Annotated in this window: 16 protein-coding genes; 8 read left to right on the top strand and 8 right to left on the bottom strand. The window is 64.6% G+C overall.

Annotated features, from left to right (window positions below):
- Positions 1-27: 27 nt before the first annotated feature.
- Positions 28-1,008, bottom strand: a complete 981-nt coding sequence (locus AC1D1F_RS00080) for a Bug family tripartite tricarboxylate transporter substrate binding protein (RefSeq protein WP_477676124.1) — start codon at positions 1,006-1,008, stop codon at positions 28-30.
- 73 nt (positions 1,009-1,081) lie between these two features.
- Positions 1,082-2,389 (bottom strand): Rieske 2Fe-2S domain-containing protein, encoded by a 1,308-nt coding sequence (locus AC1D1F_RS00075; RefSeq protein ID WP_477676125.1) that lies wholly within the window; start codon positions 2,387-2,389, stop codon positions 1,082-1,084.
- Between the two features lie 155 nt (positions 2,390-2,544).
- Here AC1D1F_RS00075 and AC1D1F_RS00070 point away from each other — a divergent pair, with 155 nt between their 5' ends.
- From AC1D1F_RS00070 to AC1D1F_RS00060, 3 genes are read left to right on the top strand one after another with little or no spacing between them, the layout of a single operon-like run.
- On the top strand, positions 2,545-3,543 hold the full coding sequence (locus AC1D1F_RS00070) for a PDR/VanB family oxidoreductase (RefSeq protein WP_477676126.1): 999 nt from the start codon (positions 2,545-2,547) through the stop codon (positions 3,541-3,543).
- Positions 3,540-4,739, top strand: coding sequence for a Gfo/Idh/MocA family protein (locus AC1D1F_RS00065; RefSeq protein WP_477697070.1), 1,200 nt, complete (start codon positions 3,540-3,542; stop codon positions 4,737-4,739). The genes AC1D1F_RS00070 and AC1D1F_RS00065 overlap by 4 nt, the downstream gene beginning before the upstream one ends.
- Positions 4,736-5,341, top strand: a complete 606-nt coding sequence (locus tag AC1D1F_RS00060) for a MarR family winged helix-turn-helix transcriptional regulator (protein WP_477676128.1) — start codon at positions 4,736-4,738, stop codon at positions 5,339-5,341. The genes AC1D1F_RS00065 and AC1D1F_RS00060 overlap by 4 nt, the downstream gene beginning before the upstream one ends.
- A 75-nt stretch (positions 5,342-5,416) precedes the next feature.
- Here AC1D1F_RS00060 and AC1D1F_RS00055 read toward each other — a convergent pair whose 3' ends face one another.
- Both AC1D1F_RS00055 and AC1D1F_RS00050 read right to left on the bottom strand, forming a co-directional pair.
- The gene (locus AC1D1F_RS00055; protein ID WP_477676129.1) at positions 5,417-6,052 is read right to left on the bottom strand and encodes a 3-oxoacid CoA-transferase subunit B; all 636 of its coding nucleotides are present in this window, start codon (positions 6,050-6,052) and stop codon (positions 5,417-5,419) included.
- Between the two features lies 1 nt (position 6,053).
- The gene (locus AC1D1F_RS00050; RefSeq protein ID WP_477676130.1) at positions 6,054-6,761 is read right to left on the bottom strand and encodes a CoA transferase subunit A; all 708 of its coding nucleotides are present in this window, start codon (positions 6,759-6,761) and stop codon (positions 6,054-6,056) included.
- Between the two features lie 88 nt (positions 6,762-6,849).
- Between AC1D1F_RS00050 and AC1D1F_RS00045 the strand changes: the two genes are divergently transcribed.
- On the top strand, positions 6,850-7,407 hold the full coding sequence (locus AC1D1F_RS00045) for a helix-turn-helix transcriptional regulator (protein ID WP_436153885.1): 558 nt from the start codon (positions 6,850-6,852) through the stop codon (positions 7,405-7,407).
- A gap of 4 nt (positions 7,408-7,411) precedes the next feature.
- Here the strand turns inward: AC1D1F_RS00045 and AC1D1F_RS00040 are convergent, their stop codons facing one another.
- Together AC1D1F_RS00040 and AC1D1F_RS00035 are read right to left on the bottom strand one after the other, a co-directional pair.
- Positions 7,412-8,848, bottom strand: coding sequence for a serine/threonine protein kinase (locus tag AC1D1F_RS00040; protein ID WP_477697069.1), 1,437 nt, complete (start codon positions 8,846-8,848; stop codon positions 7,412-7,414).
- The gene (locus AC1D1F_RS00035; RefSeq protein WP_477676132.1) at positions 8,845-9,597 is read right to left on the bottom strand and encodes a metallophosphoesterase family protein; all 753 of its coding nucleotides are present in this window, start codon (positions 9,595-9,597) and stop codon (positions 8,845-8,847) included. The genes AC1D1F_RS00040 and AC1D1F_RS00035 overlap by 4 nt, the downstream gene beginning before the upstream one ends.
- A 148-nt stretch (positions 9,598-9,745) precedes the next feature.
- On the opposite strand from AC1D1F_RS00035, the gene AC1D1F_RS00030 reads away from it, so the two are divergent.
- From AC1D1F_RS00030 to AC1D1F_RS00020, 3 genes are all read left to right on the top strand, one after another.
- Entirely contained in the window at positions 9,746-10,252 is a 507-nt protein-coding gene (locus tag AC1D1F_RS00030) for a DUF1993 domain-containing protein (RefSeq protein ID WP_477676133.1), read from the top strand.
- Positions 10,253-10,339: 87 nt separating this feature from the next.
- Entirely contained in the window at positions 10,340-10,885 is a 546-nt protein-coding gene (locus AC1D1F_RS00025) for a hypothetical protein (RefSeq protein WP_477700614.1), read from the top strand.
- Between the two features lies 1 nt (position 10,886).
- Positions 10,887-11,366, top strand: a complete 480-nt coding sequence (locus AC1D1F_RS00020) for a GNAT family N-acetyltransferase (protein ID WP_477676135.1) — start codon at positions 10,887-10,889, stop codon at positions 11,364-11,366.
- Between the two features lie 6 nt (positions 11,367-11,372).
- On the opposite strand, the gene AC1D1F_RS00015 is transcribed toward AC1D1F_RS00020, so the two are convergent.
- Positions 11,373-11,741 (bottom strand): HPF/RaiA family ribosome-associated protein, encoded by a 369-nt coding sequence (locus AC1D1F_RS00015; RefSeq protein ID WP_477683621.1) that lies wholly within the window; start codon positions 11,739-11,741, stop codon positions 11,373-11,375.
- 194 nt (positions 11,742-11,935) lie between these two features.
- Complete coding sequence (locus tag AC1D1F_RS00010) at positions 11,936-12,838, bottom strand: LysR family transcriptional regulator (RefSeq protein WP_477679131.1); 903 nt, start codon at positions 12,836-12,838, stop codon at positions 11,936-11,938.
- Positions 12,839-12,951: 113 nt separating this feature from the next.
- Between AC1D1F_RS00010 and AC1D1F_RS00005 the strand changes: the two genes are divergently transcribed.
- Positions 12,952-13,977 (top strand): zinc-binding alcohol dehydrogenase family protein, encoded by a 1,026-nt coding sequence (locus AC1D1F_RS00005; protein ID WP_477679130.1) that lies wholly within the window; start codon positions 12,952-12,954, stop codon positions 13,975-13,977.
- The last annotated feature ends 213 nt before the right edge of the window (positions 13,978-14,190 follow it).

Genomic DNA, 14,190 nt, shown 5'->3' with positions numbered 1-14,190 from the left:
CCTTGAGAGGAGGTTTCAGTAAATGGTTTATTCAGGTTTGATACCGGAGGTGGCTATAGCTTTGGCCAGCCGCTCGTTCTCGCCGAGGATGGCTTTGCCGTAGTCGGCCGGGCTGCTGCCTATCGGCTCGATGCCGGCATTGCTCAGCGTGGCGATGACGTCGGGCATCCTGGCAATCTGCGCCATCTCGGCGCTGATGCGGTCGATGGCGCTGGCCGGAGTGCCGGTGGCGGCCAGCACGCCGACGATGGGCGCGAAGTCAAAACCCGGAATGATTTCGGCGATGGCCGGCACATTGGGTTCCTGGGCCGAACGTCGGGCCGAGTTGGTGGCCAGCAGCTTGACCTGGCCGCCCTTCACGAAACCCACCAGCGAAGGCAGCGCCGAGAACAGCACTTCGACCTGCCCGCCGATCAGCGCGGGCACCGACTGGCCGGTGCCCTTGAAGGGAACGTGCGTGATCTGCAGGCCCAGGGCGGCCTTCATGGCTTCCATGGTCAGGTGGTGGGTGCTGCCTATGCCCGAGGAGCCGTAGTTCAGCGTGCCGGGCTTGGCCTTGGCCAGGGCGATGAATTCCTGCAGCGTGTTGGCCGGCACCTTGGGGTGCACCGCGAGGTACAGCGGCGCGCGCGCCGCGAGCGAGACCGGCATGAAGTCGCGCTTGTAGTCATAGCCCAGGTTTTTGTAGATGGCGGGGTTGATGGAGAACATCGAACCGTCGGTCACGAGAAAGGTGTAGCCGTCCTTGGGGGCCGTGGCCAGCGCCTGCGCGGCAACCACGCCGTTGGCGCCGGGCCGGTTGTCGACCACCACAGCCTGGCCCAGTTTATCGCCCAGGCGCTGCGCGTAGATGCGCGCCACGGTGTCGGGCAAGCCGCCGGCCGCATAGGGCACGACAAATTTGATCGGATGGTTCGGGTAAGCGCCCTGGGCACTCGCGAAGCGGGGCAGCAGGCCGGCCAGCAGCATTGCGCTGGCCAGCAAGAGGAAGCGGCGTGGGGATTTCATGGACTTGTCTCCTGATAATTTTTTAGCTGACGATGCGGAACGGGAAGCAAACGGAAAAGCAATACCAATACGGCTAGGTGGAGTAGGACGGCTCCAGCTCGGGTTCGCGCGTATCCCAGACATAGGACGCCCGGTAGGCGCGCCAGTCGGTGGTCTTGGGCACGATGGCCTGGAAGGCAACCACGCTGGACGGGATACGCGCCGCGCCTGTGCCTATGGCCGTGCCGCCGGCCTGGAAGTCGCGCACCGCCTCCAGCATCTGCTTGCGGAACTCGACCACGGCCATGTCGCTGGCGCCCAGGCGCTCGTGCGTGCGGTCAGCGATCGGCCCCATGGTCACCCACATCGCGATGTCCTGGTTGGGGAAACCGGTGATGCCGGTGAAGTTGCCTGCCTTCATGGCCTCGCGGTCCTGCCAGAAATGGTTGCCGCGGTTGCGCAGCGGCGCGTAGTTGGCATCGAGGTCGGCACCCAATTGCTGGCCCAGGAATTTACGCCAGCTGTCGGTGTCGGGTGTCTGCGAAGGATGGCCCCAGGCGATGAAATAAAAGGCCGTGTTGGTGTCGTCCATCGGCACGTTGATGTTGGCGACGTTGTAGAGGTTGTTGGGCGGGATCAGCGCGGTGGCCGGCGCGACGAACACCGTCGAGCGGATGTAGTCGTTGGCGGCCGCGTTCTTGATCGGGCGGCGGATGGCCGCATACCGGAAGCCGTAGCTGCCGCGCTCCACCTGCATGCGCGGCGCCTTGTCGGTCGAGGGACGCAGCCAGTTGGTATCGGTGGCTTCGGCGCCTTCGACGCGCGCCGGCACCATGTCGGAGGAATGCAGGCTGGAGCTGTGCGCCGAGTCGATCGCGCCTTCAAGGATTTGCGCCCAGTTGCAGGGGATTAGCGCCTTGGCGATGGTGACCTTGGCATCGGCCGTGGGCGCCCAGGCCGGCGGCTCGAACTCGGGCTGGCTTTCTTTCGGGCCCATATAGGCCCAGACAAAACCGCCCCACTCTTTCACCGGGTAGGCCAGGTGCTTGACCTTTTGCGCCATGCCGCTGGCGGTGGGCTCGGAAACCATCTCCAGCACATTGCCTTCCACGTCCATCTTCCAGCCGTGATAGAGGCAGCGCAAGCCGCAGTCTTCATTGCGGCCGAACACCAGCGAGACGCGGCGGTGCGGGCAGTATTCATCCATCACGCCGACGCGGCCCTTGGTGTCGCGGAACACCACCAGGTCTTCGCCGAACACGCGCGCCTTGACGGGCGTGCCGTCGGGTTCGCTGACCTCTTCGATCAGGCAGACGGGCGTCCAGTGGCGGCGCATCAGCTGGCCCATGGGGGCCTGGCCCTCAACGCGGCACAAGAGTTCATTTTCCTCAGCGGTCAACATCGCGAATGTCCTTCTCATCAGGGCGGGCCACAGGTGGGGCCCTTGCTTCAAAACGGGTTTAAAAACGGCTTGCAAATCCAGGGCAAGACGATTATTCTTAGATGACTAAGATTATCGTTATTTTGTTTTTTGTCAAGAAAATTTTGGAGACAAGAATGAGCGTTAACCCCAAGGCCAATGACGCCGCCACGCACGCCGCGGCGGCGGAGCCCGATTTCTTTTCCTTGAAGGTTGCGCGCAAAGGGGAAGTCGCACAAGGCATTTACCTGTTCGAGCTGCACCGCCCCGACGGCGCCCCCTTGCCCGCCTTTACCGCCGGCTCGCACCTGACGGTGGAAGTGCCCAGCGGCGTGCGCCGCAACTATTCGCTGTGCAGCGACCCGGCCGACACCGGCGCCTGGCAGATCGCCGTCAAGCGCGACGGGCGCGGCCGCGGCGGCTCCATCAGCATGGCCGACGAGGTGCAGGCCGGCCAACTGCTGTCGGTGAGCGCGCCGCGCAACAACTTCGAGCTGGCCGCGCACGCCAGCGACTTCATCTTTGTCGCGGGCGGCATAGGCATCACGCCCATCCTGTCCATGATGCGGCAGCTCAAGCGCACCCAGGCCGGCGGCTTCAAGCTCTACTACTGCACACGCGACGCCGCAGGCACCGCCTTCATCAACGAGCTGCAATCCGAATTCCCCGGCCAGGTGCAAATCCACCACGACAACGGCGACATCGACCAGGCGCTGGACCTTTGGCCGGTGTTTGAAAAGCCCGCCGCGGCGCACGTCTACTGCTGCGGCCCCAAAGGCCTGATGGACAGCGTGGCCGACATGTCGGGCCACTGGCCCTCCGGCGCCGTGCATTTCGAAAGCTTTGGTGTCGATGCCACGGTCTATGCGGAGAACACGCCCTTCAGCGTGCGCCTGGCGAAAAGCGGAAAGACCGTGGAGGTCGGCGCCGAGCAGACCCTCCTGGAAGCCCTGCGCGGCAGCGGCCTGCGCGTGGCCAGCTCCTGCGAAAGCGGCACCTGCGGCACCTGCAAGACCGGCCTGCTGGCCGGCGAGGCCGAGCACCGCGACATGGTGCTGACGGACGAGGAAAAATCAGACCACATCATGGTCTGCGTCTCGCGTGCAAAATCGCCCGAACTGGTACTGGACTTATGACACAGCGCAGACTGAAACTCGGCGTGGTCGGGCTGGGGCGGGCCTTCACGCTGATGCTGCCCACCTTTGTGCATGACGGCCGCGTGAAGCTGGTGGGCGCGACAGACCCCATCGCCGCCGCCCGCGCCCAGTTTGAAAAAGACTTCGGCGCGCCCAGCTACGAATCCATCGAGGCCCTCTGCGCCAACCCGGCGGTGGAAGCCCTTTACATCGCCTCGCCGCACCAGCTCCATGCCGAACACGTGCGCCTGGCCGCCTCCTTCGGTAAACACGTCATGGTGGAAAAACCCATGGCCCTGACGGTGGACGAATGCACCAGCATGATTGAGGCGGCCCGCGGCGCGGGCGTCCACCTGATCGTCGGCCACAGCCACAGCTTCAACACCCCGATACGCCGCACGCGCGAACTCATCGACAGCGGCCGCTATGGCGCGGTGAAGATGATCCACGCGCTGAATTTCACCGACTTCCTCTACCGCCCACGCCGGCCCGAAGAGCTGGACACGGCCGCCGGCGGCGGCGTGATCCACAGCCAGGCCACCCACCAGATGGACATCGTGCGCCTGCTGGGCGGCGGGCTGGTGCGCAGCGTGCGCGCCCACACCGGCGCCTGGGACGCGAGCCGCCCCACCGAGGGTGCCTACAGCGCGCTGCTGCGTTTTGAAGGCGGTGCCTTCGCCTCGGCCACCTACAGCGGCTACGGCCATTACGACTCGGACGAGTTGCTGGGAAATATTGGCGAGATGGGCCAGGCCAAAAACCCGGCCGACTATGGCGCGGCCCGCAAGCGGCTGCAAGGCGCGGCCAGCTCGGCGGAAGAAAGCGCGCTCAAAGCCGCCCGCAACTACGGCGGCAGCCTGTACACGGCCGGCAGCGCCCTGCCCCTTGGCCTGCGGCACCAGCATTTCGGCCAGGTCATCGTGAGCTGCGAAAAGGCCGACCTGCGCCCCGGGCCGTCGGAGATCACCATCTATGCCGACAGCGAAAAAACCGTGGAGCCCCTGCCTGCCCCGGCTATCCCGCGCCAGGAAGTGATTGACGAGCTGTATGCCGCCGTGGCCGAGGGCAAGCCGGCCGTGCACAGCGGCGAATGGGCCCGCGCCACCACGGCGGTCTGCCTGGCGCTGCTTGAATCCGCCCGCAGCGGCCGGGATTGCATCCCCCCGCACCAAGTCGGTCACAATGTTGGTTCATGAGCAACGACACCCAAAACATCATCCGCCACTGGCGTGAAGCCGTGCCCAATGACCGCCTCGCGCACCTGATCCGCGATGCCTCACGCGCCTTTCACCGCGCGCTGCAGGTGCGGCTGGCGCAGCATGGGGTGCCCTTCGGCCACTGGACTTTCCTGCGCATCCTCTGGGAATCCGACGGTCTGACGCAAAAAGAACTCAGCGAACGCGCCGGCGTGATGGAGCCCACCACCTTCACCGCCATGAAGGCCATGGAGTCGCTGGGCTACATCGAGCGCAAGCAGCTACCCACCAACAAGAAGAATATGTATGTGCACCTGAGCGACAAGGGCCGCGCGCTCAAGAAGCTGCTGGTGCCCCTGGCCGAAGAGACCAACAACGTGAGCATCGAAGGCATAGAGCCTGAACACATCAAGATGACACGCACGGTGCTGCTGGCCATGATCGAAAACCTGGCCCGCGACGAGTTGCTGCAGGACAAGGCCACGCCGGCCAGGCGCAGGGCCGCGGCGGCCACCGAAGGCGAGCGGCATGGGAAGGCCGGGCAGGCCGAAAAGGCCGGGCAGACGAAAAGCCCCGAAAGAACGAGATCCGCAAAAAAATAAGCCCCAGGGAAAACCCCGGGGCACCAAAGCCGCTGCCTAAAAAGGCCGGCGGCTTTTTTGTTTTCGGCCTTAGCCTTAGATCAAGGTCACGCCGGTCTTGGCCTGCAGCGCTTCACGCGTCACGCCGGGCGCCAGTTCCACCACTTTGAGGCCTTCGGGTGTCACGTCCATCACGGCCAGGTCGGTGATGATGCGGTCCACCACGCCCACACCCGTGAGCGGCAAGGTGCACTGGGGCAGAATTTTCATGTCCTCGGTGCCGTCCTTCTTTTTGGCGACGTGTTCCATCAGGATGATGACGCGCTTGACGCCCGCCACCAGGTCCATCGCGCCGCCCATGCCCTTGACCATCTTGCCCGGGATCATCCAGTTGGCCAGGTCGCCTTTTTCGCTGACCTGCATCGCGCCCAGGATGGACAGGTTGACCTTGCCGCCGCGGATCATCGCGAAGCTGTCATGGCTGCCGAAGATGGACGAGCCCTTGATGGTGGTGACGGTCTGCTTGCCGGCGTTGATCAGGTCGGCGTCGACCTGGTCCGCGGTCGGGAACGGGCCTATGCCCAGCATGCCGTTTTCCGACTGCAGCCACACTTCCTTGTCGCCGGTGAAATTGGCCACCAGCGTCGGGATGCCGATGCCGAGGTTCACGTAAAAACCGTCTTCGAGTTCCTGGGCGGCGCGCGCCGCCATCTGGTCTTGGGTCCAAGGCATGTCAGGCTCCTGCTTTCTCGGTGATGGTGCGCTTCTCGATGCGTTTTTCAGGATTCGCATTGAGCACGATGCGGTGCACATAGATGCCCGGCAGGTGGATGTCGTCGGGCGCCAGCTCGCCGACTTCGACGATCTTCTCCACCTCGACGATGCAGACCTTGCCGGCCATCGCTGCGGCCGGGTTGAAATTGCGGGCCGTGAGGTTGAAGCGAAGGTTGCCCGACTTGTCGGCCACATGCGCCTTGACCAGGGCCACGTCGGGCACCAGCGAACGCTCCATCACATAGGTCTCGCCGTCGAATTCGCGCAGTTCCTTGCCCTCGGCAACCTGCGTGCCCACGCCGGTCTTGGTGAAAAAGGCCGGGATGCCGGCACCACCGGCGCGCAGCTTTTCAGCCAGCGTGCCCTGGGGCGTGAATTCGAGTTCGAGTTCACCGGCCAGGTACTGGCGCTCGAACTCCTTGTTCTCGCCCACGTAGCTGGAGATCATTTTTTTGATCTGCCGGGTCTCCAGCAGCTTGCCCAGGCCGAAGCCGTCGACGCCCGCGTTGTTGGAGATCACCGTCAGGTTCTTGGCCTGGCTGTCACGCAGCGCGTCGATCAGCGCCTCGGGAATGCCGCACAGGCCGAAGCCGCCCACGGCCAGCAACTGGCCGTCTTTGACGACGCCCTTGAGGGCCTCGGCGGCTGAGGGAAAAAGTTTCTTCACAAATCGTCTCCTTGAGTCGTTCGATGTCCAGGCAATCCATTACGATACTACTTATTAAGTTACGTAGTTTTCCGTAAAGGTAAGTACTGTGGAAGTGGATTACCAGCTCGCATTCGATCTGGCGCCGGTGGGACTGGTGCTGTCCCGCAACCGCTCGATTGTGGACTGCAACCAGCATTTATGCGAGATGTTCGGCGCCACGCGCGAGCAGCTCGCGGGCCAGTCCTTCCAGATCCTCTACCCGAGCGCGGACGAGTATGAGCGCATAGGCGCGCGCATGCTTCCCATCCTGAACGCCAAGGGCCTGTACGCCGACGACCGCATCATGAAACGCGTGGACGGCCGCAACAAGGGCGAGACCTTCTGGTGCCACGTCACCGGCCGGGCCCTCAACCGCAGCGCGCCGCACGAGGCCGGCATCTGGACTTTCGAAGACCTCAGCTCGCGCCGCCCGGTCACCGCCGAACTCACAGCGCGCGAGCGCGAAGTGGCCGCCCACCTGATGGACGGCATGACCTCCAAGGAGATTGGCCGCGCGCTGGTCATCAGCCACCGCACCGTCGAAATCTACCGCGCCCGCCTGATGCGCAAGTACAAGGCTTCCACTACCGCAGACCTGGTGCACAAGCTCATGGCCGGCTCCTGAAAGCCTAGCCCTCTTCCCCCGCCAGCCGGTCGAACGGCAGCACCTGCTTGACCAGGATCACCGTGCAGGGCGCCGCCATGGCGACCTTGATCGGCACGGTCGCCAGCAGGCGCTGCATCTGCAGGCCGTGCGTCGCCGCCCCCATGACGATGATGCCGGCCTGGTTGCCGCGGGCATAGTGAAGAAGCGCCTGCGCGACGTCGCTCGACTCGATGACGTGGAAGGACAGCGTCCGGCTGTCCAGGCCCAAGGGCTGGGCCCACTGCCTGAGCATGCCCAGGTAGCGCCGGTGCACCGTGGTTTCGCTGGTCCGGGTGTCGTGGCCGTCCGCTTCCCCGGGGTCTATCACGGTCACGCAGGCCAGCCGCGCGCCGGGCGCCGTGCCCAGCACCCGCATCACGGCACGCCGCAGCGAATACAGCGTGGCGTCGCTCACGTCCCGATGCGGCACGGCCGCCATGATGATGGGCGCGGCGTCAATCTGCCGCGAAGGCAGCGCGCTGGGCCGGTAATCCTTGCCCACCGCGCGCAGCCAGCGCTTGAAGTGGGCCCAGAAGCCGGTGGCCTTCAGGCGTAACCCCAGCTCCGTCACCGCGATCTGCGCCGGGTCCGACAGGTCCAGCGCCAGGTGCGCGGCCGATGCATAACGCCGGCCGGCTTCGCTCTGCAAGCAATGCAGGATCACCTCCTGCAGCCACTCGGGCAGCTCCGGCCGCAGGACGCGCGGCGGCACCGGGTCCATCCACAGGCGTTGCCGCAAGCCGCCCCGGGTTTGCGGGTTGCCGAACGGCAGTTCGCGCGTGGCCAGCTCGTACAGCATCACACCGACGGCAAAAATGTCGCTGCGCGGGTCGCCCCGCACACCCACCACCTGTTCAGGCGCCATCCAGACGGACGAACCGACGGCGGGACGCAGTTCTTCGGCCAGCAGGTCCGGGTAATGCGCGTGGCAGGACAAGCCGAAATCCAGCAGCACCGCGCTGCCGTCGGGGCGCATCAGCACGTTGGCCGGTTTCAGGTCCAGGTGGCAGGCATCCTGCAGGTGCAGGCTGTGCACCGCCTGGGCCACGGCCACACCCAGCCGGGCGATTTCCTGCGCGGGCAGCGGCCCCGTGGTGTCGTCCAGCAGTTGTTGCAGGGTTCGGCCGGGCACGTATTCCATCACCAGGTAGGGCAGCTTTTCCAGGTCTCCCGCCGCCACCAGCCGCGGCACATGCGGCCCCGTCAATGCCGACAGCAGTTGCAGCTCGACCTCGAAGCCCACGATGTTTTCGGCGCCGTCGCCGGCTGTCATGCGCGGCACCTTCATCGCCATGGGAAAAGGCGCGGCCCGCGACGGATCGGCATACCCCACCTGGTAGATGTGGGCCATGCCGCCGGCATGCAGGCATTCACCGACGACAAACCCGTCGATCACGGTGCCGGGCGGCATCAGCTTCACAGGCCCGCCTCCAGCCGCTCGGCGAAATAGCCGGGCAAACCCGCCGCGCGTATATCGGCCGCCGCGGCCAGATGGTCGTACGCCACACGATGAAAAGTCAGCTCGGCCCGGTCGGCGTCGAACAACGCATACATGGCCCGGGTGTTGCCGTCGCGCGGCTGGCCCACCGAGCCCACGGTGGCGATCCAGCGCCGGTGCGGCGGCACCGGGATGGGCACACCCGGCGTAGGATCAAAGCGCATCAGCCCCTGCCCCGCGCCACGGAAATAAAGCGTCTGCGCGTGCACATGGCCGCAGAACACATAACGCACCGCCGGGTTGAGGCACGCCGCATCAAGGCTGGCTTCGGCGCGGCGTTCGTTGTCGACATAGTGCCAGCGCCCGGGTGCGTCGGCGCTGGCATGCACCAGCAGCGCAGCATCGACGGTGGCCGTCAAAGGCAGCGCCGCCAGAAAATCCAGCGCATCCTGGTCCAGTTGTTCATGGGTCCAGGCGGCGCCGCTCTGGTCCAGCGAACGGGCCTGCGCGGGCGGCGCCACGGCGCACTCGTCATGGTTGCCCTTGAGCACGATGGCGCCCTCGCCCGCCAGGCCGCGAATGCGCCGCACCACCTCGGCCGGTTGCGCACCGTAGCCCACCAGGTCGCCCAGCACGGCCAGCCGGCCGGCACCCTGCGCGGCGGCATGGGCCAGACAAGCCTCCAGCGCGCGCAGGTTGGCGTGTACATCCGACAGCAAGGCGATTTTCATGGGATCAAGCAGCAGTTTTTAATTCAGCGTGAAACACGGCTTTCCGGCAAGTTTGCACCATGCCAGCAAAATTTCCGCAACGGGAACAAAATCAGGGCCGGCATTTCCGCCACGGCCATCCCGCCGAAACCAACCCTCGAGAATTCCCATGGCACTGACGCTTTACCAGGCTTCCATTCCCGTCTTTATCCGCGGCTTCGCCAACCTGTCGGCCGTGCTTGAAAAGGCCAAGGCTCACGCCGAAGCCAACAAGGTGGACCTTTCCACTTACGTCAACGCCCGCCTGGCGCCCGACATGTACCCGCTGTCGGGCCAGGTCCAGGGCGCGAGCGACGCCGCCAAGTTCGGCGCGGCGCGCCTGGCCGCCGTCACACCGCCCAGCTTTGCCGACACCGAAACCACGTTTGAGGAACTGCAGGCCCGCATCACCAAGACGCTGGATTTCCTCAAGACCGTGGACGAGGCGCAAATCAATGCGCGCGCCGGCGGCACCGTGACGCTCAAGGTACGCGGCAAGGAATTGAATTTCGAGTGCGAGCCCTACCTGCTGAACTTCGTGCTGCCCAATCTTTTCTTCCACCTCACCACCGCGTACGGCATCCTGCGCCACCAGGGTGTGCCGCTGGGCAAGATGGATTACCTGGGGAGCTTCTGAATTCCGGGTACGGCATGGTAAAACCAGCGCTCCCGGCCGCGGTGGCCGGACCGGCGGAATGACATCCCGCCTTACAACAGGAATTCCATGACTCCTCAACAACTCGTTGGCCTGGGTGTTCGTTTGTTCGCCGTCTGGCTTGGCATCGCCAGCGTGGCCTACTGGGTGAGCATCCCCGCCGCGCTTGCCGCAAACAATTTAGGCAAAACCCCCAGCATCGTTTCCTACGCCATCGGGGTGGCTTACGTTGCCGCGGCATTGCTGTTCTGGCTTTTCCCCATGGCAATCGCCCACAAGCTGCTGCCCCGCACGCACTACCAGAATCGCTTGTCCGCCGAGCCCCACGAACTTGCCAAGGTCGGCTCCGCGCTGTTGGGCCTGTGGCTGATCACCAAGGCCGCGCCGACCCTGGTGTGGCTTATTTTCCGCAGCTTTCTGTTCATGGAATCCAGTGCCGCCTTCTCATCGATCACACCGGACGCCAAGCTGGACATCTCCATCGCCCTGTTTGAGTTGCTGCTGGCGGTGGTGCTGATTGTCAAGGCAGGTGCATTTGCCCACCTCGTGGTTCCGGTGGCTGAGGCGCCGCGCGAAGACCCTGAAGACCAGGAGCCGTCCGAGGTTCCTCGCTGAAATGCACATCCGGCCTTACATAAACGCAGACCTGGCCGCCGTTGCCCAGCTTTACACCGATGCAGTGCACGGCCTCGCGGGCAGCCACTACGACGAAGCCCAACGCAAGGCCTGGGCGCCGCAGCCGCCCGACCTGGGCATCTGGGAGGCGCGGCTGAAACCTTTGAAGGTATTGCTCGCGCAGGAGGCTGAAAACAGCGACGCGCTGCTGGGTTTCGTCGCCTACGAAGACGACGGCCACATCGACTTGATGTTCAGCTCACCGCTGGCGGCGCGCCGCGGTGTAGCCTCGCAACTGCTGGCCCGCGCCGAGGCCGCGCTGCGCGCCATCGGCGTGGCACAGCTCTACACCGAAGCCAGCCTGGTAGGCCAGCCGTTTTTCGCGCGCCAGGGCTTTATGGTCACGGGAGAGCAACTCGTCGAGCGGCGCGGCGCCCAACTGCGCCGCTTTGCCATGGTCAAGGCCCTGGAAAAATCCTAGCGCGGGCTAAGGCGTCCCGGGTTCGGGTGCGGGTTCGTGCCGTATGGTTTCGCGGTCGCGGTGATGGTCGCGCAGCTTGCCCAGCGTGTGGTCCAGCATGCGCTTGAGTTTGTCGCTCGCGCCGCGGAAAGCCAGGTCCTGGTTGGGCGCGTTGTGGTTGACGGCCAGCGGCTCGTGGCGCGCCAGCCGCGCCTCCATCACGCAGCGCTTCTGGTCGGGGCTGGTTTTGTCACTGTTCTCGTCGCTCATGTGTACTTCGATGCGTGTGATGTCGCCTTTGAAGCGGCCCAGCGACTGATGAAGTTCGCCGCTGGCCCAGCGCTCGAAAGATTCGCCGGTGTGCAGGCTGTGGTTGGAATTGACCTGGATTTGCATGCGCGTTTTTCCTTTCAGGAGTTGCAGCGCGCGGGCCTGCGGGCCGGGCTGCCTGATGATCCGATCCGCCAAGATGGCGGCTGGAAAATTCATTGTGCGCGCGATGGGCTCCCAGGTCTGTAGTCCTGAACGCAACCCTCAAGTCAGGGCGGGTTTGGCGCTTGTGCTTGCCAAGGCGGGCGCCCGGCTGCACACTAGTTCTTGGTCAGCGCCGCACAGCGCTGCTCAATAAACTCGCGGAGCAAACGCAGGCCCGGCGTCAGTTGTCGCCGCCCCGGTAACACCATGTATATCGGCGAGGCCTCGGTTTGCCAATCGGTGCACAGCGCGACCAGCCGGGCCGCGGCCAGGTCGGCCACCACGTCCAGCCGCGATTTGTAGATGATGCCGCGCCCGGCCAGCGCCCACAACCGCACCACGTCGCCGTCATTGGCGATGTTGCCGCCGCCGGCGCGCACGGTGAGCTCTTCGCCATCACGCCAGAACCTCCAGCGGTCATACACCTCTTCACCAAGCATGAAGCACAGGCAGCTGTGTTGCGCCAGGGCTTGCGGCGTCGCGGGCGTGCCATGCGCCTGCAGGTAGGCGGGCGAGGCGCACAGCACGCGGCGGTTGGTCAGGTGTACCGGCAGCGCCAGCATGCTGGAGTCGGGCGGCTCACCCTGGCGAAAGGCGGCATCGACAAGGTCGCTGTAGACATTGGTGACGCGGTCCGACAGATGCAGGCGGTAACGGATGCCGGGGTGCTGCTGCTGAAACGCCTCCAGCCAGGGCAGCAGCAGGTTGCGGCCGAAGTCGGAAGGCGCGGCCAGCTGCAGCATGCCACTCACCTGCTGCCGGCCGCTGGCCAGTTCCAGCTGCGCATCGCGCAAGGCGGCCAGCGCGGGCCGGCAATGCGCGAGGAAGACCTCGCCCTCGCGCGTGAGGCGCAGGCTGCGCGTGGAACGCACAAACAGCGGTGCCTGCAATTCCGCCTCAAGCCGCTTGAGCGCGGCGCTGGCGGCAGCCGGCGTCAGGTCGAGGCCGCGTGCGGTGGCCGACAGGCTGCCCGAATCCACGGTGCGGACAAAGATTTCCAGGTCTTGCAGGGCTTTCATTTACAAATTTTATTTGCAAATAGCTTCAACTGCTACGTTGTTTATCCCGACTTTCAAAAATCATACAGTTAAAACATCGCTTTTCGTCCAACTTGAACCACAAAGGAAACACCATGAAAGCCATTGGCTACATCCAGGCACACGCCCTCAACGCTGCAGGCGAGGCCGGCCTTACCGACATCACCCTGCCCGATCCGACGCCCAGCGGCCACGATGTACTGGTTGAGGTCAAGGCGGTGTCGGTGAATCCGGTGGACACCAAAGTGCGCGCCAGCGCGGCCCGCAGCGCCGGCCCGGATTACAAGGTGCTGGGTTATGACGCCAGCGGAGTTGTGCGCGCCGTCGGTCCCGAGGTCACGCTGTTCAAGGCCGGTGACAAGGTCTGGTACGCGGGCTCCATCGCCCGGCCCGGCACCAACAGCGAACTCCACCTGGTCGATGAACGCATCGTCGGCCGCATGCCGAAAACGCTGGGCTTTGCCGAAGCCGCCGCCCTGCCCTTGACCAGCATTACCGCCTGGGAAATGCTGTTCGACCGCCTGGGTATAGCCCCGGGCAAAACACCGAACAACAAAACACTGTTGATCATCGGTGCCTCGGGCGGTGTCGGCTCGATCATGACGCAGCTGGCCACGCGCCTGACCTCGCTGACCGTCATCGGCACGGCCTCACGGCCTGAAACCCAGGCCTGGGTGAAAGAGCTCGGCGCCCATCACGTCATCGATCACAGCCGGCCGATTGCCGAAGAACTCAAGCGCATCGGCATTCCCGCGGTGGACTACATCGTGAGCCTCACACAAACCGACAGCCACCTCGCGCAAATCGCCGAAGCCATCGCACCACAAGGAAAGTTCGGCCTGATCGACGACCCGGTGAATTTCGACATCACGCTGTTCAAACGCAAGAGCGCATCCATCCACTGGGAACTGATGTTCACCCGCCCCCTCTTCGGCACGCCCGACATGGTGGCGCAGCATCGCTTGCTCAACGAGGTCGCCCAACTCGTCGATTCGGGTTTGATCCGCACGACCTTGACGGAGAGCTTCGGTTCGATCAGTGCGGCGAATTTGCGGCGAGCGCATGAGTTGATTGAGTCCGGCAAGGCGCGGGGGAAGGTTGTGTTGGAAAGCTGGGTTTAGGTTCTTTTGTCCTTGCGGACGGGCTGGTTCTTGTTCCGGCGGCGCAGCCTCTGCTGAGGGTAGCTGGCCGGGGGTAGCCCGGCGGCTACTCACTTTTCTTTTGCTTCGCCAAAAGAAAAGTAAGCAAAAGAAAAGGCGACCCTGGTTGCTGCGTCCCTCCGCTTCGCTACGGGCAACCTGCGGTGCTCGGTCCAGACGGGGTCTCGCTAAACT

The organism is Polaromonas sp. P1_H6 (assembly GCF_056405195.1).
Note: the sequence above shows the minus strand (reverse complement) of the source record. Positions and strands in the feature narration are given on the sequence as shown.